The sequence below is a fragment of the Pseudomonas sp. ADAK7 genome, assembly GCF_012935675.1.
Classification (GTDB): Bacteria; Pseudomonadota; Gammaproteobacteria; order Pseudomonadales; family Pseudomonadaceae; genus Aquipseudomonas.
The window spans coordinates 4,258,640-4,280,166 of the sequence record NZ_CP052861.1; the positions used below are offsets into that span (position 1 = coordinate 4,258,640).

Annotated in this window: 21 protein-coding genes and 1 pseudogene; 3 read left to right on the forward strand and 19 right to left on the reverse strand. The window is 60.7% G+C overall.

The features are described 5' to 3' along the window. Window positions 1-3: 3 nt before the first annotated feature. Together HKK53_RS19595 and HKK53_RS19600 are read right to left on the reverse strand one after the other, a co-directional pair. On the reverse strand, window positions 4-1,713 hold the full coding sequence (locus HKK53_RS19595) for a vWA domain-containing protein (RefSeq protein ID WP_169372190.1): 1,710 nt from the start codon (window positions 1,711-1,713) through the stop codon (window positions 4-6). 89 nt (window positions 1,714-1,802) lie between these two features. Then, window positions 1,803-2,363 carry a YbhB/YbcL family Raf kinase inhibitor-like protein gene (locus HKK53_RS19600; protein WP_169372191.1) on the reverse strand — a complete coding sequence of 187 codons (561 nt, stop codon included), beginning with the start codon at window positions 2,361-2,363 and terminating at the stop codon, window positions 1,803-1,805. A 141-nt stretch (window positions 2,364-2,504) separates the two neighbouring features. Here HKK53_RS19600 and HKK53_RS19605 point away from each other — a divergent pair, with 141 nt between their 5' ends. Then, window positions 2,505-4,034 carry an FAD-dependent oxidoreductase gene (locus tag HKK53_RS19605; protein ID WP_169372192.1) on the forward strand — a complete coding sequence of 510 codons (1,530 nt, stop codon included), beginning with the start codon at window positions 2,505-2,507 and terminating at the stop codon, window positions 4,032-4,034. 160 nt (window positions 4,035-4,194) lie between these two features. Here the strand turns inward: HKK53_RS19605 and pgaD are convergent, their stop codons facing one another. From pgaD to HKK53_RS19670, 13 genes and pseudogenes are all read right to left on the reverse strand, one after another. Continuing rightward, window positions 4,195-4,722 carry a poly-beta-1,6-N-acetyl-D-glucosamine biosynthesis protein PgaD gene (pgaD, locus tag HKK53_RS19610; protein ID WP_169372193.1) on the reverse strand — a complete coding sequence of 176 codons (528 nt, stop codon included), beginning with the start codon at window positions 4,720-4,722 and terminating at the stop codon, window positions 4,195-4,197. Further along, window positions 4,719-6,071, reverse strand: a complete 1,353-nt coding sequence (pgaC, locus tag HKK53_RS19615) for a poly-beta-1,6-N-acetyl-D-glucosamine synthase (RefSeq protein WP_169372194.1) — start codon at window positions 6,069-6,071, stop codon at window positions 4,719-4,721. The genes pgaD and pgaC overlap by 4 nt, the downstream gene beginning before the upstream one ends. A 1-nt stretch (window position 6,072) precedes the next feature. Then, on the reverse strand, window positions 6,073-8,070 hold the full coding sequence (gene pgaB, locus HKK53_RS19620) for a poly-beta-1,6-N-acetyl-D-glucosamine N-deacetylase PgaB (protein WP_169372195.1): 1,998 nt from the start codon (window positions 8,068-8,070) through the stop codon (window positions 6,073-6,075). 12 nt (window positions 8,071-8,082) lie between these two features. Next, a complete protein-coding gene (pgaA, locus tag HKK53_RS19625) occupies window positions 8,083-10,563 on the reverse strand; it encodes a poly-beta-1,6 N-acetyl-D-glucosamine export porin PgaA (RefSeq protein ID WP_169372196.1) in 2,481 nt (826 codons plus the stop codon). Between the two features lie 246 nt (window positions 10,564-10,809). Next, on the reverse strand, window positions 10,810-12,315 hold the full coding sequence (locus HKK53_RS19630) for a YdgA family protein (protein ID WP_169372197.1): 1,506 nt from the start codon (window positions 12,313-12,315) through the stop codon (window positions 10,810-10,812). A 304-nt stretch (window positions 12,316-12,619) separates the two neighbouring features. Beyond that, window positions 12,620-12,781, reverse strand: a pseudogene (locus HKK53_RS19635) (NADH:ubiquinone oxidoreductase subunit N); the annotation flags it as partial. Then, window positions 12,778-13,041, reverse strand: coding sequence for a hypothetical protein (locus HKK53_RS19640; RefSeq protein WP_169372198.1), 264 nt, complete (start codon window positions 13,039-13,041; stop codon window positions 12,778-12,780). The pseudogene HKK53_RS19635 and the gene HKK53_RS19640, both read right to left, overlap by 4 nt. Before the next feature lie 126 nt (window positions 13,042-13,167). Then, window positions 13,168-13,803, reverse strand: coding sequence for an NADH:ubiquinone oxidoreductase subunit N (locus HKK53_RS19645; protein ID WP_149661548.1), 636 nt, complete (start codon window positions 13,801-13,803; stop codon window positions 13,168-13,170). A gap of 82 nt (window positions 13,804-13,885) precedes the next feature. Beyond that, window positions 13,886-15,334 (reverse strand): efflux transporter outer membrane subunit, encoded by a 1,449-nt coding sequence (locus tag HKK53_RS19650; protein WP_169372199.1) that lies wholly within the window; start codon window positions 15,332-15,334, stop codon window positions 13,886-13,888. Continuing rightward, entirely contained in the window at window positions 15,331-16,218 is an 888-nt protein-coding gene (locus HKK53_RS19655) for an efflux RND transporter periplasmic adaptor subunit (protein WP_123516005.1), read from the reverse strand. The genes HKK53_RS19650 and HKK53_RS19655 overlap by 4 nt, the downstream gene beginning before the upstream one ends. Continuing rightward, window positions 16,215-16,424: a DUF1656 domain-containing protein gene (locus tag HKK53_RS19660; protein WP_054050271.1), complete on the reverse strand. Its 210-nt coding sequence runs from the start codon at window positions 16,422-16,424 to the stop codon at window positions 16,215-16,217. The genes HKK53_RS19655 and HKK53_RS19660 overlap by 4 nt, the downstream gene beginning before the upstream one ends. Beyond that, window positions 16,421-18,493: an FUSC family protein gene (locus tag HKK53_RS19665; RefSeq protein WP_169372200.1), complete on the reverse strand. Its 2,073-nt coding sequence runs from the start codon at window positions 18,491-18,493 to the stop codon at window positions 16,421-16,423. Before HKK53_RS19665 ends, HKK53_RS19660 begins: the two co-directional genes overlap by 4 nt. Next, complete coding sequence (locus HKK53_RS19670; protein WP_169372201.1) at window positions 18,490-18,918, reverse strand: MarR family winged helix-turn-helix transcriptional regulator; 429 nt, start codon at window positions 18,916-18,918, stop codon at window positions 18,490-18,492. Before HKK53_RS19670 ends, HKK53_RS19665 begins: the two co-directional genes overlap by 4 nt. A gap of 195 nt (window positions 18,919-19,113) precedes the next feature. Here HKK53_RS19670 and HKK53_RS19675 point away from each other — a divergent pair, with 195 nt between their 5' ends. After that, entirely contained in the window at window positions 19,114-19,311 is a 198-nt protein-coding gene (locus HKK53_RS19675) for a hypothetical protein (RefSeq protein ID WP_169372202.1), read from the forward strand. On the opposite strand, the gene HKK53_RS19680 is transcribed toward HKK53_RS19675, so the two are convergent. From HKK53_RS19680 to HKK53_RS19695, 4 genes are all read right to left on the reverse strand, one after another. Further along, complete coding sequence (locus HKK53_RS19680; protein WP_169372203.1) at window positions 19,308-19,589, reverse strand: type II toxin-antitoxin system RelE family toxin; 282 nt, start codon at window positions 19,587-19,589, stop codon at window positions 19,308-19,310. The two genes, HKK53_RS19675 and HKK53_RS19680, sit on opposite strands and share 4 nt — an antisense overlap. Then, window positions 19,579-19,824, reverse strand: a complete 246-nt coding sequence (locus tag HKK53_RS19685) for a type II toxin-antitoxin system prevent-host-death family antitoxin (protein WP_133840022.1) — start codon at window positions 19,822-19,824, stop codon at window positions 19,579-19,581. Before HKK53_RS19685 ends, HKK53_RS19680 begins: the two co-directional genes overlap by 11 nt. 146 nt (window positions 19,825-19,970) lie before the next feature. After that, window positions 19,971-20,216, reverse strand: a complete 246-nt coding sequence (locus HKK53_RS19690) for a DUF2789 domain-containing protein (RefSeq protein WP_133840021.1) — start codon at window positions 20,214-20,216, stop codon at window positions 19,971-19,973. 118 nt (window positions 20,217-20,334) lie between these two features. Then, window positions 20,335-20,796 (reverse strand): aminoacyl-tRNA deacylase, encoded by a 462-nt coding sequence (locus tag HKK53_RS19695; RefSeq protein WP_169372204.1) that lies wholly within the window; start codon window positions 20,794-20,796, stop codon window positions 20,335-20,337. A gap of 196 nt (window positions 20,797-20,992) precedes the next feature. Here HKK53_RS19695 and HKK53_RS19700 point away from each other — a divergent pair, with 196 nt between their 5' ends. After that, complete coding sequence (locus HKK53_RS19700) at window positions 20,993-21,526, forward strand: NfeD family protein (RefSeq protein ID WP_169372205.1); 534 nt, start codon at window positions 20,993-20,995, stop codon at window positions 21,524-21,526. The last annotated feature ends 1 nt before the right edge of the window (window position 21,527 follow it).

Sequence of the window (21,527 nt, forward strand, 5' to 3'; positions counted from 1 at the left end):
CTTTCACTCGATACGGTTGGCATTGGACACCTGATTCGATGCGGTCGAAGTCCGCAAGCTCTGCGCCAACTCAACCAGTTGCACAAACTCCGCGCGCAGGCCGAAGCGGTCATCGCCCCGAGCGCCACGGGCCAGGGCTTCGGTGTCTTTGAGGCTGAAATCTCCGGTGTAGCGGCCGTCCTTCAACTGCTGGGAAAACGCCGCCACGGCCGCCGCAAAACGCAGGTCATCACTGGCAGGCGCTGAGCTAGAGGTGATCGGCCGCTCGATCAAGCGACTATTCCCACCTTCCGGCAGCTGATATCGCACTCGCAGCATGGCCATTTCCCCGGATTTCCCGGAAGAGACTGACGGAGAATTGCCATAACGCAACGGCTCCAACCACCCTTTCTCACCAGCAGGGACAATTTCATACAACGCCGTCACCGTATGCCCTGCACCGATTTCCCCGGCATCGACTTTGTCATTACTAAAATCCTCACGCTTCAACGCGCGATTTTCATAGCCCAACAGTCGATATTCACTGACCTGCGCCGGGTTGAATTCCACTTGCAGCTTCACGTTCTTCGCCACCACGTCGAGGGTCGAGCCGAGTTGATCCACCAACACCTTGCGCGCCTCGCGCAGGTTGTCGATGTAGGCGTAGTTGCCGTCGCCGGCATCGGCCAGTTGTTCCATCAGGTGTTCATTGTAGTTATCCACACCAAACCCCAGGGTGGTCAGGGAAATGCCGGTCTTGCGTTTATCCACCGCCATTTGCTTGAGGCTGTCGAAGTCGCTGATGCCGACGTTGAAGTCACCGTCGGTGGCCAGCAGGATGCGGTTGATGCCTTTGGGGATGAACGCCTGTTGTGCCATCTGATAGGCCAGTTCGATGCCCGATGCTCCGGCGGTGGAGCCGCCCGCAGTCAATTGGTCGATGGCTGTACGAATTTTCGCTTTGTCCCGCCCAGAGGTAGGCTCAAGCACGACACGAGACTCGCCAGCGTAGACGACCAATGACACCCGATCCTGCTCGCGCAGTTGATCGACCAATAACTTCAACGTGCTTTTAACCAGAGGCAGACCTTCACGGCGGTCCATCGAGCCGGACACGTCGACCAGAAACACCAGGTTCGCCGGGGCCAACTCTGCCACTGCGCGGTCCGAGGCCTTGATGCCGATACGCAGCAACCGGGTATGCGGGTTCCACGGCGACGGCGCCAGCTCCGTAGTCACGCCGAACGGCGAGCCATCGGTGGGCAAGGCGTAATCATAGGGGAAGTAATTGACCATCTCCTCCAGCCGTACCGCACCTTCAGGCGGCAAGCGTCCCTGATTCAGCAGACGGCGGACGTTGGCGTAGGCGCCGGTGTCGACATCGGCGCTGAAGGTCGAGACCGGCGCTTCGGCCACGCTGTGGATCGGGTTGTCGGCCAACGCTTGATACTGCTCGCGCTGCTCATCTTGATAGCCCGGTGCCGAAGGCTCAGGTGCATACATTGCCATCGGCGCCGCACGCACGCTGCGCTTGGCCATCGTCGCATCCGCCATGACCGCCTGACTCGGCGCCACCGCTTCAGTTTTCAACTCACCTTGGGCCGATGACGGTGACGGCGGCGCAACCACAGCCGAATCAGGCTTGGACGAAACACCGCAACCGGCAGCGGCCAGCAACAAGCCAATGGCGAAACCATGAGCGGCCGGACGGAGGAAATGCAGAGGGAGGAACATGGGGGCTGACCTCAGGAGGAAAATGATCCATTCATCCTCTGAGACGGTCAGCCCATCCGGTTCGGGTTAAACCGCTGGAAAAAGAATTTTCAGCGGTGATAACGCCGCACCACGCTGCTGTTTCGCAGCACGTGGTCTTTGATTTTTTCCAGCAATTGCGCGCGGGTCAGGCCGGCGGGCAAGGCATCCGGCGCCAGGTCCAGGGCGTAAATCTGGATGATGTAGTGGTGCGCACTGTCGCCAATCGGTGGGCAAGGACCGATATAGGTCGTGGTGCCTTTGCTGTTGGTGCCGCCGACGCCTTCAAGTGCGGATTTGGCGCCGACACCGGCCGCAATCTGATGGGTGGTCGGCTTGATGCCGTAATGCACCCAGTGATCGACGCCCTGGCCTTTCGCGCCGTCGGGGTCGTGCATGACGATGGCGTAGCTGAGGGTGCCCGCCGGGCCGGCGTTCCAGTTCAGGGCTGGCGACTGGTTGTGCCCGCCACAATTGGGCGCATCGCTGGCGGCTGCCGAAGTGAACAATCGATCGTCCGTGACACCGGGGATATTGAGGGTGAAACGTTCCTGGGCCTGCACGGGCATTTGCACGCAAAGGGCGACTGCAACGGCCGCCAGCCAAGGGTTCAGAGAGGTCAATCGGGTCATTACCGGAGCACCTTGTGCGGGTTAGGCCGTCGTCGGCTCGCAGACTATAGCCGTACCGTTCGCGCGGTGGCAGTGGGAATTGGGCTGAACCTCGGGATAAGGGCCAAACTCAATAGAGAAACACCTGCCTGGAGAGCGCTCATGGCCCTGCATCGTGTCGCCCGTTTCGCCGATGTGCCGGAAAACCGGGGTCTGGAAGTCCGGATCGATGACACCAAAATTGTTTTGCTGCGGGTCGGTGATCAGTTGCGCGCCTTCCAGGGCGAATGCCCTCACGCCGGGGCGCCGCTGGCCGAGGGCGCGTTGTGTCACGGGCGGCTGATCTGTCCGTGGCACAAGGCAGCCTATCGGATCGAGGACGGGGCGCTGTGTGAACCGCCGTCACTGGATGGCCTCATGCGCTACCCGCTGGAAATACGCGACGACGAGGTCTGGGTCGACGATCAACCGATGGTCGACGCCCATACGCCGCCCGCAGACGATGAGCGAACCTTTGTCATCGTCGGTGCGGGCGCCGCAGGTACCGCCGCAGCGGCGGCCTTGCGCGAAAAAGGCTTCGGCGGCCGGATACAACTGATCGACCGGGAAGCCGACGCCGGCTACGACCGCACCGTGCTGAGCAAATTCGTGATCGCCGGGGAGATGCCGCCGGAAGAAATCCCGCCCCTGCGCGACGAAGATTTTTATCGCAAACAACGCATCGAACGCATCCGCGGTGAAGTGGCCAGCCTCAATGCGCCAGACAAAAGCTTAAAACTGACCGACGGCCAAACCCTGAACTACGACGCCGCATTGCTGGCCACTGGCGGTATCCCCAAACCTCTGGAGTTGCCCGGCGCTGACTTGCCGCAGGTCTTTCTGTTGCGTTCGAAAGATCAGGCAGAACGGATTCTCGACGCAGCTAAACCCGGGCAAAAAGCCGTGATCATCGGTGACAGCTTTATTGCCCTGGAATCGGCTTCGGCCCTGCGCACCTACGGCTTGGACGTGACCGTGCTCGCTCGCCATGCCGTGCCTTTCGCGGCGCAATTTGGTGAAACCGTCGGCAAGGCGATCCGCGCCCGGCATGTGGCCAATGGCGTGGTTTTTCATACCGACGGCGAGGTCGCTTCCATCGAAGGCTCAGGCAAGGTCGAAGCGGTGATTCTGGACAATGGCCAGCGTTTATCGGCGGATCTGGTGCTGGTCGGGATTGGCGTCACCCCGGCCACCGCAGTGTTTACCGAGCTGGCCAAGGAAAAAGACCAATCGCTGAAAGTCGACGGCGGCATGCGTGTGAGCGATGGGTTGTGGGCCGTCGGCGATATCGCCACCTTCCCGCTCAACGGCCAGCCGCAACGGATCGAGCACTGGCGCCTGGCGCAACAACAGGCGCGGATCGCGGCCACCAACATGCTGGGCGGCGATGAGCATTACCTCGACGTGCCGTATTTCTGGACCTGGCATTTCGGCAAGAACTACGACTACCTGGGCCATGCCGAGAGTTGGGATGAGGTTGAGTTCAAGGGTGATCCCAATCATCCGCCGTTTATCGGGTTGTTTGGTAAGCACGGGGTGGTGGTGGCGGCGGTGGCCTGCGATGAAGAGCGGGCGATGGCGATGTTGGCGGAGCGGATGAAACAGCCGTTGCCGGTGGATGAGGCGTGGCAGTTGGTGCGAGACCTGAGCTAACAACGACCTTGTGGCGAGGGAGCTTGCTCCCGCTCGTCTGCGCAGCAGACGCAAAATCGGTGACCGCGTTCTATCAGAAAGAGCGCGATTGTCGAGATTGGGAGTCCTTCGGCCTCCAGCGGGAGCAAGCTCCCTCGCCACAGGTGAGTGCAGGCCAGCGTTAGAGATGACTCACCGGCTCTCTGTTTTCGTCATCTTCCGCCGGCAAACGAATCACCAACGGATGTTCCAGCGGCGCCAGCGGTGCGGATTTCAGCGCCGGATCCATCGGGAAGTAGTGAGTGACCACATGGCTGACATCGCCTTCCTGATCATTGTGAATCGTCATCGAGCCCAGGGTGCGCAGCTTTTCCAGACGATCGCCAGTCAACTTGAAACTCTTGCTCAAACCATGATCGTCCACCACCGGTGCCGGCAGGCGACGCTGGGCGTAGCTCTTGCTTTTGCGATGCTGGTAACGCGCCCAGGTAATCAGGATCACCGCGTTCAACAGCGCCACCCACAGATAAATCTGCAACGTGCCGAGGGCGTCAAACACTGACGCATCAATACGCGGGCCGTCGTGAGTATCGATCAGCGGCCACAAGCCGCGCACCAGCAAATACAGCAGACCGATCCAGGCCAGCACCGTGAAGAAGGCATCGATCACGACCAGAAAAGGCCGCTGACGGGTTCTGATGATTTTCATTTGATGACCTCTTCCTCATCGTCCAACGGCTTGATACCCCGGTCCGGACTGACCCAGCGCGCACGTTTCTGATGCTGACCGAACAGCACTTTTGGAAAACTGACCAGCGTTGTAAACAAGCTGACCAACCAGAACATCAAGGGATACCAGACGACCCAGAACATGGTCTTGCCCAGGCCCTTTTCATAACGCCGGTCGATCAGGATGCTGACCGCGAACTGCAACAGGCAGACCATCGCCAGCAGCAACCCGGTAAAGGCCGGCGGCAGCAGGTGGTGCACGGCGATGGCTTCGGGCATTTCGACAAATTTGCCCACGGCCCAGAAAATCACTGACAGCAGGAAAGTGAAGGCCCAACCGGTGGACAAGCAGTATTCGAACAACAGCGGCCACAGGTAGCGATGGCGGTACTGCCAGATGCCGCGAATGTTTTTGAACAACACTTCAGCGCCGCCCTGGGCCCAGCGCAGACGCTGCTTCCACAGGCCGCCGAGGGTTTCCGGCATCAGGATCCAGCACAACGCACGAGGCTCGTAGAAGATGCTCCAGTGATCGAGTTGCAGCTTCCAGCTGATGTCGATGTCTTCGGTGATCATGTCCGGGCTCCAGTAACCTACCCGGTTCAGCGCCGTGCGGCGGAACGCGACGATCACCCCGGAGACGGTAAAAATCCGCCCGAACACCCGTTGTGTGCGCTTGATCAAACCAATGATCGACGAGAATTCACCGACCTGAACCCGACCCACCAGGGTCGAACGGGTGCGGATTCGCGGGTTGCCAGTGACGGCGCCGAGGCGCGCGTTATCGAGCATTGGCGCCACCAGATACGCCGCCGTGTTCGGCGCCAGCAGTGCGTCGCCGTCGATGCACACCAAATACTCGCTGCGCGCCGCGATGGCGCCCATGCGCAAGGCAACGGCTTTGCCCTGGTTCTCCGCCAGGTGCAGCACCCGCAGGCGCGGATCCTGCGCCGCCAAGGCATCGAGCACTTGGGCAGTGTTGTCCTTGGAGCCGTCGTTGATCGCGATCACTTCGATGTTCGGGTAGTGCTGGGCCAGCGCCGCGTGAATGGTGTCGGCGGCGTTGTCGCCTTCGTTGTAACAAGGGATCAGGATCGAAATCAGCGGTTCGCCGGCCAGCGGTGGCGGCAAGGTGTCGTCCTTCCACGGCCAGTGCCGCTCCCAGTGCAGCCAGAAATACAGGCCGCCGGCGATCCACAGCCCGGACATGAACAGGGGATAAAAGAACACGAAGTCCATCAGGAATTGCCCGGTGACCAGGAAGATCAGCCCCAGGGGAATCCCCAGGACGATCGCCAGAACCAGCAGGGCCAGCAGTCTATCCAGCATGTTATGGATTCCACTTGTTGGAGAGCGCGGGCCGCACGGCTTTCAGGTCCGGCTGGTTCTCGAGAAAGTTGTCCGGGTAGTAGCCGAAACTGGTGGCGCCCTGACGCTTGAGGCGGCCCATCCAGTCGCTCAGCTGCGCGCCGTCGATGTCGGAATCGGTTTGCTTGGTCCAGTCCTTGGCCTGCAACTCGAACACCGTGCGCTCAAGCGCGCCGGGGCGGGCCTTGACCGTCGCGACCAACGCTTCGAGCCAGGGCCCGGATTGCGCGTGGCTTTGTTTTTCCATCAGCGGCATGGCCATCGGCGCCGTCCAGTCGTAGGTGCCGAGGAAGTCGTCGAGGTTCTGCGCGAACCACGCTTCGCTCTGGGGATTGAGCATCGGCTCGGCGAAGATATTGCGCGCGGTCAGCACCTGCGGACCGCGAATGGCGCGGACCTTGGCGGTGAGTTCTTTAGTGAAATCGATCAGGTAGCGGCTCTTGAACCGCGTCCAGCGTTGCAGCGTGGCCGGGTCGTCGCGCAGCGTCGCTATCGAGCCTGGCAGGCCGTTGGCGGCGTACACCTTGAGCGCTTCGGGGCCGGCGTCTTCGAAGTCCGACAGCACCGCGTCGTCGTGATAAAGAATGCCGTCGACCGAGGTCAGGCGCGCCACGTCTTCGTAGATTTCGCCGATGATTCGGCGCACGTTCGGGTCGAATGGCGACAGGCGTTTGTACTGGTCCGGGTCCACCGATGTGGTGCCGGTTTTCGGGTCCCAACGCGTCACCCGCGGCAGGTTCGCATCCAGGGCAAAACTCAGCACCGGCATCCAGGCAAACACTTTGACGTGAGCGCGGGTGCGCAACTGCCAGGCCACGCGGTCGAAGATGTCGGCGCGTACCGGCAAGTGACGGTTGGGGAAGTACAGCGAGTGCACCAGGCCATCGCCTTGCGGGTCGGCGAAGGCTTGCAGGAATACGGTGTTGGCGCCCATGTCGGCCATGCGCTGGATCAGCTTGCCGAGGTTGATTTCCTGCTGCGCCGGGTCGGCGTCGTAGACGTTATCCAGATCCACATGCACTACACGCATCGGCGATTCGGCCTGCACCGAGACGATGCTGTTGGCGAAATGCTCGCCGTCCGGGTCCGAGGCCACCAGGAAGCGCGGGCTGCTCATCAGGTTGTCGAGGGCATCGAGGCCGTCGTCCAGGGTCAGGGCCATTTTATAGCCCTGCTCGCTGACCACTTGCAGCGAAGTGCCGTCCGCCGCGCCGTAAGGCCAGACCCAGACTCGCGGTTTGTAACCGGTCACTTTGCGGATCTTCTCGGTGATCGCCGCGACGTCGCTGCGCATCCGCGCCTGGAACTCGGCTTCGGTTTCGTAGCGACCCGCGAGCGCGTCGTAGCGACGGGTCGCGGCGGCCGGTTGCAGGTTGCCTTGCGGGTTGGCCAATACGCCTTTGTGGCTGGCATCGGTGTGCGCGGCGATTTCCACCAGCCCGGATTTGGAGATTTCCCGAATCTGCTCCCAGGTCAGGAAGTCCGAACGCTGGCGTGGTGTGCCGGCGAAATCCACCGGTTGGTTCAGCGGCGTATCAATCCACACCCCGACCGGCGCCAGTAACGCGTGCCAGTTGTAGGCGCGCAGCACCGGCATCACGCGGGTGTAGAAGCTCGAATAACCATCGTCGAAACTCAGCAGAATCGCCCTGGGCGGCAGCTCCGGACCACCGTTGCGCGCGGCGATGATCTGGTCGACGGTGACCGGTTTGTAGTTGTTCTCCCTTAACCAGGCAAGCTGCTCGATCATGCGTTCGGTGCGCACGGCCACCACGGCTTGATCGGGGTCGCGGTCTTCGACGTCGTGGTAGGCAATCCCCAGCACATGGTTTTTCGGCCACGGCTTTTCGTTGGCCGGCACCGGGCGCTCGGACGGCGGTGTAAACGCCGGGGCTTGCTGGGCACAGGCGCTGACCAGCAGCGCTCCCAGCAGAAGGATGAAACGCGAGATAAAAGGCATCTTCAAACTCTTCTAGAAGCGGTAAGTGAGGTCGACGAGCAGGCGCAGATCGGTTTCGCGGTCGCCGTCGTAGGGCCGGTTGATCACGGTCAACAAGCCGCCCACCTCGAACACGTCGTTCCAGCTGTAGCGCTGGCCGTAGCCCAGCAGGCCAATGCCGCCAGTACCGTGATCGCGCTGGCTGTAGGTACCCGCACCGGCCTGGAATTGCTGGCTCCAGGCCGTTTCGTAGCGGCGATACAGCACGTGGTTGACGTTCACCGTCGGCAGCACGCTGAAGTCGGATTTGGGGTTGAAGTACGGCACGTCTTCGGACGCGGAGTTGTGGCTGGTGCCGACTTCCAGGCCGAGGTCGACTTGCACTTTCGGCGCGGTATAGACGCCCTCGCGCCCGGTCAACAACGCTTCAACGCGATTGTTGCCGTCGCTGAAATGCGACGGGCTGACCGCCAGTTTCCATTCGCGGCTTTCATTGGCGCGCCAGCGGATAAACCCGCTGCCGCCGTTGGCCGTGACGTCGCTGTTCAAGGCCCGCAACGGGGTATCCGCCGAGAGATAAGCGACGCTGCCGCCGTACTGCCAGTGGTCATCGATATCGCGAGCAATCGACAGCCGCGCGCCCTGCTTGTTGCCGTAGCCGAAGTTGTGATTGGAGACTTCCGCTTCCAGGGTCATGTCACGGGTGCGGCGCTCGACGCCGAGCCGTTGGGTGCGATCACGCCCGGTGCCTTCCTGGAAATCACCGGTGGCGTAACCGACACCGGCAAACACGCGCCAGTCTTCTTCGATAGGCGGGCTGTAGAGCACGGTTTCGATGCCGAAATCCTTGCTGCCCGATACAGCACCGGCGCCGCTGCTGCCACCGCCATAACTCTTGCCGCCGTAGCTCTGCACCCGCAGCTCGGCCATGTCATGCACCTCACGCTGACGCTGCAAACGCTGGACTTGACGGTTGTCGGGGAAACGCGCGGCCACGTCGTCGGTCAACGCATCCATCTGCCGCCACTCCTGCAAATCCATCGCGGTGTGGGCCTGGGCCACTTCGAGGCCCGTGTCCCGGGGCACCATGCTCTCGGTTTCCTTGAGTTGCAATTCCGCGCGGCGTGGCCAGTCCCGGGCCAGGTACAGATCGGCCTGGGCCAGGCGCAAACCGATGTTGCCCGGCGCCTGATCGACCAAGGTCTGCAAGCGCTGCTCGCCGGACGGCAGGTCGGCGCCGTAGGTCCCGGCCTGGGCGGCGAGTTGCTGCGCGTCCATCCATTCATCGTTGGGATTGCCCACCGGCAAACCCTTGAGTTCGACCCGTGGTTTCTGGGCTTTTGCCAGGTCCTCGGCGACCTTGCGTGCTTCGTCGGCCTTATCGCTTTCGAGCAGCGCGTAATACAGCGCGGTGCTGTCTTCGAGGCGATCGCCGACATCGGCGTCCGACGCGACCAGCACCTGGCGATAGAGGTCGGCGGCGATTTCCGGCTGACGCTGGTCCAGGTAGGACGACGCCACCCAGCGCAGGGCATAGGTCGGAATCTTCACCCCTTCGCCGATCAACGTCTGGTATTCGCTGATCACGTCGGCGGTGCGCGCCCGGGCCTTGAGCGCGCCCATGCGGTCGATGCGCCAGCGGGTGACGTCGTCGTGGGCTGTCGGGTTCGGGGTCCAGGTGGCGAGCAATTGGTCGTAGTCGGCCAGTGCCCGATCAGCGATGACATAGCGTTCTTTTTCGCTGCGGGTGGCCAGTTCCGCCAGGCGCACGCGCTCGGCAGCCAGGTCGCCTTCGATAAGGCGCAGATGCACCGGATCGATCAGTCCCGGCCGTTGCTTGGCCAGGCGCAAGGCCGGTTCCGGCAGGCGCGCGCGTTGCAGGGCAAACACGTATTCGCGGGCGACGTCAGGCTTGCTGCCGGCGCGGATGAAGGCCTGGTCGTATTCAAACAGTGCGTCGTAATGTTTGCCGGCACGGGTCAAGGCATAGGCCAGCGCCAGACGCCGGGCAGGGTCGTCCGGTTTGGCGGCCACCAGGGCTTTGGTGCGAGTCACGGCTTCGTCGGGTTTGCCGGCGTCAGCCTGGGTCAGGGCCAGTCCGAGTTGCAGGTCCGGGTTCTGTGGCTCCAGCGCCAGGGCCTTGTTGTAGACCTTGGTCGCCGAGTCCCAACGCTTGAGGTTGCGATAGGCCCGCGCGGTGGCGGTCAGTGCCTGAATCGGCAGCGCCCGGTTGCGGCCCTGGGTTTCATAGACCTGCACCACTTCGGCGTCCAGGCCGGCCCAATTGGCGATCTGCAAGTGATCGCTGACCTGGCCGGCAGTGGCCTGGTTCAGCGGCACCTGACGCAGTACGGTCAGTGCAGGCGCGTAATTGCCCGCCCGGGCATCGCGGACCATCTGGTCGTAAGGCGTGTCGGCAAACGCCAGCGCCGGCCAGAGCAACTGGCTGCACAGCGCCACGCGAAACAACGGGCGTAAGCCACGATGAATAAAGGGACCTGCAAAACGCGGCATTCGTCAGCATCCTTCCACGGCCAGCCGGGTCGCAATGCCCCCTTGCCCATTCGTACGGAAAGCCGGATCGACAGGACCCAGCCAGCTTGTCGGGGCGCAGTCTTGCACGCGTAGGGAGCCCGCTCTTAAGAACGCAATATTTATTCAGAATCGTAATATCACTTGGCCCTGATCAAACGCCGGACAGCAAAACGCCCGACGTCTGCGTTGCGCAGAGGCCGGGCGTTCGGGGTACAGCCCTTGGTTTTACTGGACTTGCCCAGCACCACCGAGTTTGCTCATCACGAAGCTGACAAACTGCTCGACGGTCATCTTCTGGCCGTTGAATTCCACCTGATTGTTGGCGTAATGCAGTTTGGTGACGACGTTGGTGCCGTCCAGTTTGGCCAGTTGCGTGCCCACGGCCATGCTGCTGAACATGTCGCTGGTGGCCGTGGCCTGATCGGCGATGACCTTGGCGTCGGTCTGGCCATCGGCTTGCGCCTGGACGCTGAGCAGGTCAACGAGCATTGGCTTGGACACTTGCAGATTGAGGTCCAGCAGCGCGATCAACTGACGGACCAATTGATCCGGCGGCAGGTCCATGGAAGCTGGCTTGGTCAGGTCGACCACCAGGTTGGCGCGGCTTTCACCGTTGGCGGTGTTGAACGACAGGTTTTCCAGCGCAAACTGCGGACCGGCGGCCAGCAGTTTTTCCAGGCCGGCCTTGACCTGTGTTTCTTCTTCCGGGGTCAGGTTCAGCTCGGGGGCCGGCAGACCGGCGGCAGCGGCTTCAGTGGCAGCCTTCTCATACGGCTGCAGCTTGGTCTGGTAAATCTGCATCAGCGACATCGTCGACGGGATGTCGAGGTTCTTCAGGCTCATGGCCATCTGTGCCGAACCGACGGTTTTGCCGTTGAACGTGATTTCGCCCACCTTGTAATCGGCACGCCCGGAAGCGCTGGTGCCCGATTCTTCGGTGTGGTTCTTCATTTCGAATTTGTTGACGCCGACGATCGACTGCTTGGGACCGAACGTGGTCTTGCTGCTGGTCAGCTCGAGGGTGTTTTCACCGGTGTAGTAGCCGTAGGTGCTTTTGACCAGGTTGCTGGCCAGGGTCAGACCGTTCAGCTCGACCGTCACCGGCGCCTGATCTTCAGACACTGTGGTCAGCTTCAGGCTGTCCATGTAGCCGTTGGCCTTGACCTTCTGGGCCTGGGCGCTGGCGTCGACGTCCATGTTCAGGCCGGAGAACTTCAGGCTGGACTTGTCATCCAGCGCCACTTCCAGCGGCAGCAATTCGAAATTGCCGTTGGTGGAGTTGTCGTAACCGATGTTGACCACGCCTTTGACCGGCGATTGGCCGTTAGCCGCGGCGAACCATTTTTCCGTGGTCGGGGTCTTTTCCAGCTCGAAGTGGTTGGTGGCCATGACCGGCAACCATTTCAACGAAGCCAGGCGCGAAAACGGCAGCGGGCCGTGTTCGACACGGTCGACGAAGAGCAATTCGACCGGCGCGCCGCCGAACATCTCGCCTTCGCCCTTGAGGCGGTAATGCGCGGTGCTGCTGAACACGCCACGTTCCACGGACACCAGTTCCAGGGTCGCCGTGCCATTGGAGCCGACCAGCGCGGTTTGCAGTTCTTTGTTGGCGTCTACAACCGAGGCGTTGAGCACGCCTTCCAGTTTAGTGCCGGTGTACCAGGCACCGCCGGCGCTGATGGCACCTATGGCGACGACAATCCCAAGAAGCACGCCTGCTGATTTATTCATGAATTACCCGATCAATGTCCGTTGTTGAAAAAGTGGTCGTCTTCCCTGAACCCATGACGGGTCGTGGTCACGACTGCGCAAAAGTGCGGTGGAGATTAGCATTTGCTGGGCGGGAGGGCTTAATGATTAAAGGTGAAAGAGTGTCTATGGACAGGTGGCGGGGGTCGAGAGTTTCAGCAGTCATGAAAACGCCTTCGCGGGCAAGTCGAATCGTCGCACCGCTCGCTCCTACAGAAGATTGCGATCCCCTGTAGGAGCGAGCGGTGCGACTTGCCCGCGAAGGCGTCAGTCCAGCCGACAAAAATTATGAATACTGCACTTCAATCTCATCCAACTGATGATCAAAGTTTTTAAGCCGCGCCGTCCACGTATAGACCAGCACTTCAAAATCCCGATTGATCACCGCCCCGCCCGTGATTTCCGCACGCGGGTCGTAGAAGTCCAGTTGATAGCGTTCGCGGATCAATAATAAAACGGTTTCTCTGTTAAGGACCCGTCCTCATTGAGTATCTTACGACCTACAGTTACATCCAGTAACTTTGAATAGGAAATCGAAAGGTTTTTTGAATAAGTAGTCCAATAAATAGTTAATGTTCCATTGGCTGCGGAGACAAATGTTCCAGTTCGTTTTGAACCGGTATCGCCAGGCCTCGTACTCGCAACTTCGTGAAGCTCCAGAGCAGCGCCTGATGAGACATTTTTGAAGGAATTGTCACTGAAAGCCATGATAATTGCTCCTGCGTGGTTAGGAGCGTACATGATCACTTTCTGTAAAAAAGTAATCATCTGTCATATTTGACAGTTTTTTATATTTTTTTCTAATTAAAGGTTCATTCCCTATTCCGGAATTACTCATGAATACTGCACTTCAATCTCATCCAACTGATGATCAAAGCTTTTAAGCCGCGCCGTCCACGTATAGACCAGCACTTCAAAATCCCGATTGATCACTGCCCCGCCCGTGATTTCCGCACGTGGGTCGCAGAAGTCCAGTTGATAGCGTTCGCGGGCCATGGCGTTGGCGACGTCGGAGAGTTCGCGGGCGTTGTTGAGCCAGTGCCAGCCTTCTTCGGTGACTTGCTTATCGAGGGCCAGGCATTGGGTTTTCAGGGCTTCGAGGCTTTTTTCCAGCGGCGTGCCGGTGAGTTCGCCCATAACTTCCTGGAACGTGCGCCCCGGTTGCCAGTAGCTGCCCCAGAAATAGCGGTCGAACACGGTTTCGACCCGGCGCAGCGCGACCTTGGTGTCCCAAATGAGCACCAGGGTTTTGCCTTGTTCGAGGTGTCTTCGTTTGATGCGCGTGCCCTGGACCGAAGCCCAGGCGACCACGACGATGGACATCACGGCAATCAGTGCCGCCGCGCTGTCGAGGAACACCAGCGCCTTGTCGATCTGGTGGGCGAGCATGATGCCGTAGAAATAGGTGGCCGACAGCAACACCAATGCCGCAATAGCGCACCAGAAGCCGGGAGCATATGGGTTTTTCATTATTAGAGTCCCCATGACCAACGCGAGCCTTGATTAACGGGATCGTCACGCGACCCCGTCAACTCAAAGCATAGCAACGGCCTCAGGGTTTGCCGGGCTGTGACGCTTGCGTTCGTCCGCTTTCCCAACCACCGCCCAGTGCGAGGAACAAATCGATCTGGCTCATGGCAACCTGGGTGTTGGCCGCTGCCAGTTGTGCTGTGACATCGGTGTAGGTGCGGGTGGCTTGCAGGTCGGCCAGGAACGACGCGCGGCCAGCCTGGAAGAAGCGGTGGGTCTGGTCCGCCGCCAGTTGTGCCGACTGCTCGGCATCGGCTAGGGCATCCCGGCGTTGCAGCAGCGCGGAGTACTGGGCGAGGCCGGTCTGGGTCTCGCGGATCGCGTTGAGCACCACGCCGTCGAAGTGCGCCAGCGCGCCTTGGGTCGAGGCTTCGGCTTCGCGGATTCGGGCGCGGGAGCCGTTGGATGGCACGGTCCAGCTCAGCAATGGGCCGAAGCCCCAGCGATTGGCCGACGGTTTGCCGAGGTTTTCCAGCAGGCCGACGGTGCCGATGGACGCGCCGATGCTGATGTCCGGGTACAACTCGCCGGTGGCGATGCCGATGCCGGCGGTCGCGGCGGCCAAACGGCGCTCGGCCTGACGCACATCCGGCCGGCGTTTGAGCAGCGTGGCGCCGTCACCGACCGGCAACAATTGCGCAATCTTCGGCAGTTCGGCGCAGCTGTCGGTGCCTGCCGGCAGTTGATCCAGCGGTGTGGCCAAGAGCATCGACAAACGGAACAACCCGGCCTGACGGGACGCTTCATAGCGCGGCATGTCGGCGCGCAAGGATTTGAATTGGGTTTGCGAGCGAGTGACCTGGGTTTCATCGCCACGCCCGGCATCACGCAGACGTTGGGTCAGGGTGGTGCTCTGGGCTTGCAGATCAAGGGAGTGCTGGGCGATTTCCCGCTCTTCATTAGCTGCGCAGACTTGGGTGTAGGCCCGAACCACGTCGGCCACCAGCGTGATGCGCGCCGTATCCGCAGCGGCTTGCGTGGCGTCGGCGTTGGCCTTGGCCGCCTCGATCCCACGCTGCAAGGTGCCGAACAGGTCGAATTGATAAGACGTGGTAATGCCAATGTCCCCGACGTTGGCCACCGGTACTTTTTCCGGCAGCAGGAACGCTTCGCCGGACTCCTGCAAACGCTGGGCGCCCATCTTCACGCCGCCGCTCCAGCCGCCCGCTGCTTGCGCTTCATCGACCTGCGCACGGGCCCGGGACAGGTTCGCCGCTGCCACGCGCAAATCGGTGTTGGTGGTCATGGCCTGCTGCACCAATTGATCGAGACGCGGATCCTGATACAAGCGCCACCAATCGCCAGGCACCGGCGCTGAAACGACATCTTTGCCGTTTGCCGCCAGATTGCCCTGCAAATCTTCGCGGTGCACAGCGGCGTCGTCCGGCAAATGATAATCCGGCCCGACCACCTGACACGCCGACAGCAACAGGCCTAACCCGGCCACCGCCAAAGCCGAGGCTTTGCTCATTTCGCCGGCTCCTCGGTCTTGTCATCAATGATCGACACCGTCGCGGTGCGCCCGGCAATCATGCGGAAATCCGCAGGGACGTCGTCGAAGGCGATCCGTACCGGAATCCGCTGCGCCAGCCGCACCCAACTGAACGCCGGGTTGACGTTGGGCAACAGGTTGCTGCCACTGCTGCGGTCGCGGTCTTCAATACCGGCGACGATGCTTTCGACGTGCCCGCGCAAGCGAGCGCGGTCGCCGATCACCCGGATATCCACGCCTTGGCCAACGTGAATGCCGTCCAGTTTGGTTTCTTCGAAATAGCCGTCGATGTGGAACGAGTTGCTGTCCACCACCGACAACACCGGGCGCCCGGCGGTGACGAATTCCTGGGCGCGGGGCGCACGGTCGTTGATGTAGCCGTCCACCGGGCTGCGGATGGTCGAGCGGTCGAGGTTGAGCTGGGCGCTGTCCACCGTCACCAGCGCTTCGGACAAGGCCGATTGCGCGCGGGCGACTTTCGACAGGCTTTCTTCCAGTTGCTCGCCCGGCACCAGATTGCCGAGGCCACGGTTACGCTTGGCCTCGCGCTGGGCCTGGGCCAGGGTTTCTTCGCGGTCGGCCACGGCGGCTTTCGCCTGGCGCAGGGCCAGTTTGAAACGGTCCTGGTCGATGCTGAACAGCACTTGGCCGCGTTGCACCAACTGGTTGTCGCGCACTTGCACTTGCTGGATCAGCCCGGACACGTCCGGGGCGATTTGCACGATGTCGGCACGGATGTGGCCGTCCCGGGTCCAGGGCGCGAACATGTAGTACATCACCATGCGCCAGACCACGACGACGGCGAAGGACACGATCAGCAGGGTCAGCAGCACGCGACCAATGGTCAAAAAAGGTTTTTTCATGTCATCAGGTATCGACTGAGTGAGTCCACGGCGCCGAGCAGCAAAGCGTAGAGAGCCACGTTGAACAATGCCCGGTGCCAGACCAGACGGTAAAAGTGCAGGCGCGTGAGCACCCCGTGCACCAACAGGTAAAACAGGTAGGTAATGCCCATCAGCACCAGCAGCGTGGGCAGGAACACCCCGCTGATATCCAGATCACCGATCATAAAGGCGCTCCATCGATGCCATGGGGAAGCGGTTCTTCGAGTGCGCCCGTGCCGACGAATTCAACCCCGGGCAACAAGGCCAGGCGCAGTCCGCTCAAGGCGTGCAGCAAATGTAGCCGGGCTTCGTCATCGCACTCGCTGTTGAGGGCGCGACGGGTGCGGTCGAGGGTCATCAGCAACGGGCTCGGTGCCGGCAAACGCTCGCCAGCCTTGAGGCAGGCCTTGAAGTACTCGCCGACTTCCGCCACCACTTGATGCAACAGCACTTGCGGCACGCCGAGCACCCGCGGGGTATAGGCGAGCAGGTCGAGCAGGTTCAGCGCCACGCGCACTTCGCGCAGGGCGACGCCAGTGTCCTGGCCGATCAGGCCCAGACGCGGCAAGTGCTGCATCAGCCGATCAAGCATCTGCACGCCAAGCTTGCGGTGTTCGGACAAGGTCGCCGGTTCGGTGAGGCTGACGATGTCGCGCCAGCTGAAACGGGTCAGGCGTTTGGCCGCCAGTTCTGCGCCGAACGGTCGGGCAATCAACGTCCAGACAAAGGCGAACAACAAGCCAATCGGCCCGGCCAGGTTGGAGTTGGAGAAACTGAGGAAGTCCGCGTCGTAGGCGCCCTGGATGCTGATGAACGACGAGGTGTTCACCAGCGTCAGCAGCATTCCCAGGTAAAACTGCGGCTTGACCGTCAGCGTGCCAATGCAGATAAACGGCACCGCAAACGCGAGCACCAGCATCGGAAAATCGTGCAGGTTCGGCAGCACCAGAAACAGATAAAGACTGGCGAACAACACCGACATCGCCGTCCAGAAAAAGAACCGGAAGATCTGCGGCGCCGGGTCGTCCATCGAAGCGAAGAAGCTGCACGCCACCGCCGCCAGAATCACCGCGCTGCCGCCGTCGGTCCAGCCGAGCAGGATCCACAGCACCGAGGCGACAATGATTGCGCTGACTGTCGACAAGGCCGAATAGAGCATCAGCCCACGGTCGAGAAACGGCGTCAGGCGACCGAGGCGCCAGTGCCGATACACCGCGCGCCAACTGTCCTGGCTTTCGCACTGGATGGCGTATTGCAGGCTGCGGCAGTCCTGCCACAAATCGATCCACTCGCCGAGGCGATACAAGGCGTTGGAAAACAGCAACTGCTTGCGATCGTCCAGCGCCTCGGCACTCGGTTGCAACGCGTCGATTTGATCCTTCAGCGCTTGCCAGCGTTCGAGATCAGCATCTTTGTGTTCAAGCCATTCGGTGGTCGCGGTCAGCAGCGGCGCGAACTTATCCACAAGCTCGGGAGTGCGGCGTTCGAGGGCATAGAGCGCGTCATCCAGGGCATCGATCACCGGCAGCAGGTGGATCATTCGCCCGCGCAGTTCCTTGGTGTTGCGTACCGTTTGCGGCCGCGCGCCTTCGTGGGGCAACTGGCCGATCATCAATTCCAGGCTGTTGAAGGTCGTGACCATGGCTGAACGCAAAGCGCTGACTTCTTCCGGTTTCACCTCGCGAGTGAGGAAACGCAGGCTGTAGGTCGAGGCATCGGTGAACCATTTATTCACCGAATCGTTGAACACCGGCGCCAGCCGCCGAGGCCAGAACATGGCGCCGACCACCGCGGCGACGGCGATGCCGAGGAAGATTTCTTCGGTCCGCGCTTCGGCGATGTCCCACACCGCCAGCGGATTATCCAGCACCGGCAAAGCGATTAGCGGCAAGGTGTAACCGGCGAGCATCAAGGCGTAGCTGTTGGCGGTGCGCAAGTGCAGGGACAGGAACAGCAACGTCCCGGTCCACAACGCGATAATCACCACCAGCACCCACGGGCTCTGCACGAACATCGGCACAAAAAACACCGCCGCCGCCGCGCCCATGAACGTGCCCACCGCACGGTACAGCGCCTTGGAACTGGTCGGGCCGACAAACGGGCTGGAAACGATATACACCGTGGCCATCGCCCAATACGGACGCGGCATCTGCATGAGCATGGCGATGTACAACGCGATCATCGACGCGGCGAAAGTACGCACACCGTAGAACCAGTCCCGCGCCGGGGGAACGCCTGTCCAGAAACCGCTCAAGGGTGGATCACCAGCGGTGGATTGGCGGCTTCAAAGGCTCGCAACACACGCAATGCCGCTTCCAGATCACTCTGGTCGATGCCTTCCAGCACCTCATGACGCAAACGCACCAACTCGACTTCCACCGCTTGCACCAGCTCGCGACCGGTGTCGGTCAGGCTCAGGCATTTGGCGCGCCGGTCGTGGGCGTCTTCAGTGCGGCGCACATAGCCGGAGTTGCACAACTGATCGAGCAACCGCACCAGGGACGGACTCTCCATCCCCGCCGCCTGCGCCACCGTCACCTGCCGCACACCCTCCCCCAAACGCCCGATCATCAACAACGGGACGGCGCAGGCTTCGGAGATTCCATAATTGACCAGCGTGGTCTGGCAGATCTTCCGCCAATGCCTGGCGGCCACCACCATGGCACTGCTGATGTTCATCTGGAGAGCGTCGAGGTTTTTTGGCACGGGGGAATGACACACTGTTAGTTTGCTAACTATCAATATCGCATTCGAGGGAAAGGGTGGTCAAGTTTTGAAACAAATTCGTGGAAGGGCATCACGCATGGTCCAGGCATGAATCGCCGTAGCATTCGGAACCGCATAACGCCCTACGTCCCGACCGAGGCTGAATCAATGACTAAAATCTCTGCATCAAAACTCGATAACACCTTGGATCCCGCAGTTTCAAAGCACTACCTCAGTTTCCTGCAAAGGAAAGTAGACAAGGCAAGGTTATCGCTGAAGGGCGAATGCTTCAGCAATGAAGAGATCGAAAGTGAATTTGCCGCGAGACGGGCGCAAGCGGCAAAGTCAGCAGGTCAGGCTAGTTAGCGCTGTTTTGCTCGGTCGTAGACAGCGCTGCGCTCACGCTTGCCAACTGCCACCACGGAAACCACCACACGCTCATCAATAACCTCGTACACCAATCTGTACCCCGCCGACCTCAACTTGATTTTGTAGCAGTCAGGCATGCCGTGTAGCGAATCCGACGGCACTCGCGGGAGTTCGAGTCGCTCTGCCAGTTTCTTTTTGAATTGTTCGCGCAGCGTATGACCCAGTTTGTCCCACTCCTTGCGTGCGGACGGCAGGAACTCAAGCTTATAGGTCATCCAGATTTACCGGGATCGGTGTTTCATGCCTACGTGAGCGAACAATTTCCGCCAACTCAAGATCATCGAGGCGTTCCATCATGGATTCGAAAACATCGGCCGGAACCATATAACCCATGACGCGATTGTGATTCAGCACTGCCACAGGCCCACCATGGGCGCCGTTCAGTACCGCTGATGGATTTTTCTTTAACTCAGACACGCTGACAGCAATGTCGGCCAGAACATTTTGCATAATTAAGACCTCAATTAAGGTCGTTATTCTGGTCTATTGATCGCCGCTGAGCAACTCAGAAAAAACTTACTGCACGGCCTTAGCCTCAGATTTTTTTACCACTCACCAGATTTTTTTTTCATTTCGCCCTTTTCTCCCAGATTTTTTTACACCCCCCGCCCCTTTCTCATCAACACATCCAACTGATCCACCACCTCCGCCCAATCCGCATCATCCAGAATCTCGTCCCGCAAAAAGGCAGCTTGGCTTTCGGTCCAGAAAAACGCGTCTGCCAAGTGCAGTTCCGGTTTGAGTGGTGAATGGGTGGCGATGAATTGGTCGATGCTGACCGGATCGTTATCCAGGCCGAGTTGTTTGAACAGGGACGGCAGGCTGTGGGTTGGGGATTCCATGTTGGGGCTCCTGGGTGGTTGGAAATTGTTCGCGGGCAAGCCTCGCTCCTACAGGAGAACGCAGTCCCCTGTAGGAGCGAGGCTTGCCCGCGAAGGCGATATCACTGACACCGTAAACCTAACGACTCAACTCGCAAACCTCCGCATGCGGCACCATTTTCAGGAATTCCGGCATGCTCATGTGCAGCAAGTTGTTGTGGTTACCGGCCTCCAGGTAGATGTCTTTCTGCCGGGTCAGCAACGGGTCGATGACCATGTCCAGGCCATAGGACTCGCCCAGCGCCGGCACCGCGCCGCGTTCGCAGTCGTTGAACAGGTGCGCCAGGGTGCTTTCCCGGGTGATTTGCCATTCGCCGCTGCCGCGTACTTTGCTCAGGTCCAGGTGACGGCTGGCGGGGAGCACGGCCATCAGGTAATGGCCGTGGTGGTCGTCGAGGATCACCGATTTGGCCACCCGTTCGGCAGGAATATTCGCCACGCGAGCCGTTTCCAGGCTGCTGGCCGAGTGCGGGTGGGTGACGATGTCGAATTCGCAGTGAGCCTTGTCCAGGCTGTCCTGCACCGTTCTTGCCATACGCATGATGCACCTCGGTGTCCGCAACAACGTTTCGCGGACGATGGTTAAACCGCTTTTCACCCTTGAAAGTCTAGGCCCGCTGGCGCCAGCGCGCGGGAAATCTGCTGGCCGGAGCAGCGTCAACAACTGGTCAAAATTCGTACAATTCGGGGCTCAGCTAGACTGTATACAGAACACCCCGACTCTCCCGGAGGGTCACGTGAACATTCGTTGTTGTGCGGTTGCGCTGTTATTGGCGCTGAGCGGATCGGTTTTCGCGGCGGACGCCGTTGTGCTGTTTGTGCCCGACCCTCTCGGCCTGTGGCTGATCGTGTTTGGCATCGCGTTTCTGGTGGCCGAGGCCACGTTGCCCAATTACGGCGTGATCGGCCTCGGCGGTTTGGTGATGTTTGTCGCCGGCGCGGTGATTCTGACCAACACCGACGTGCCGGTGCCGTTGATAATCGGCCTGGGACTGGTCAGCGCCCTGTTGCTGGTTTTCCTGGTGATCCATGCCCTGAAAACCCGACCGCGTGAAAACGTCAGTGGCGATGCCGGACTCGTTGGCAGCGTGACGCCGGTTATGACGTTGCAGGCCGGCAGTGCCTTCAACGGTTGGGTGCACCTGCAAGGCGAAAAGTGGCAAGTACAGAGCGCCACACCGCTGCAACCCGGACAACGGGTCCGGGTGGTGGCGCGCAAGGGATTACTGCTGGAAGTGGCCGCGGCTGACGCGGCGCCGGGTGGAGAATAAC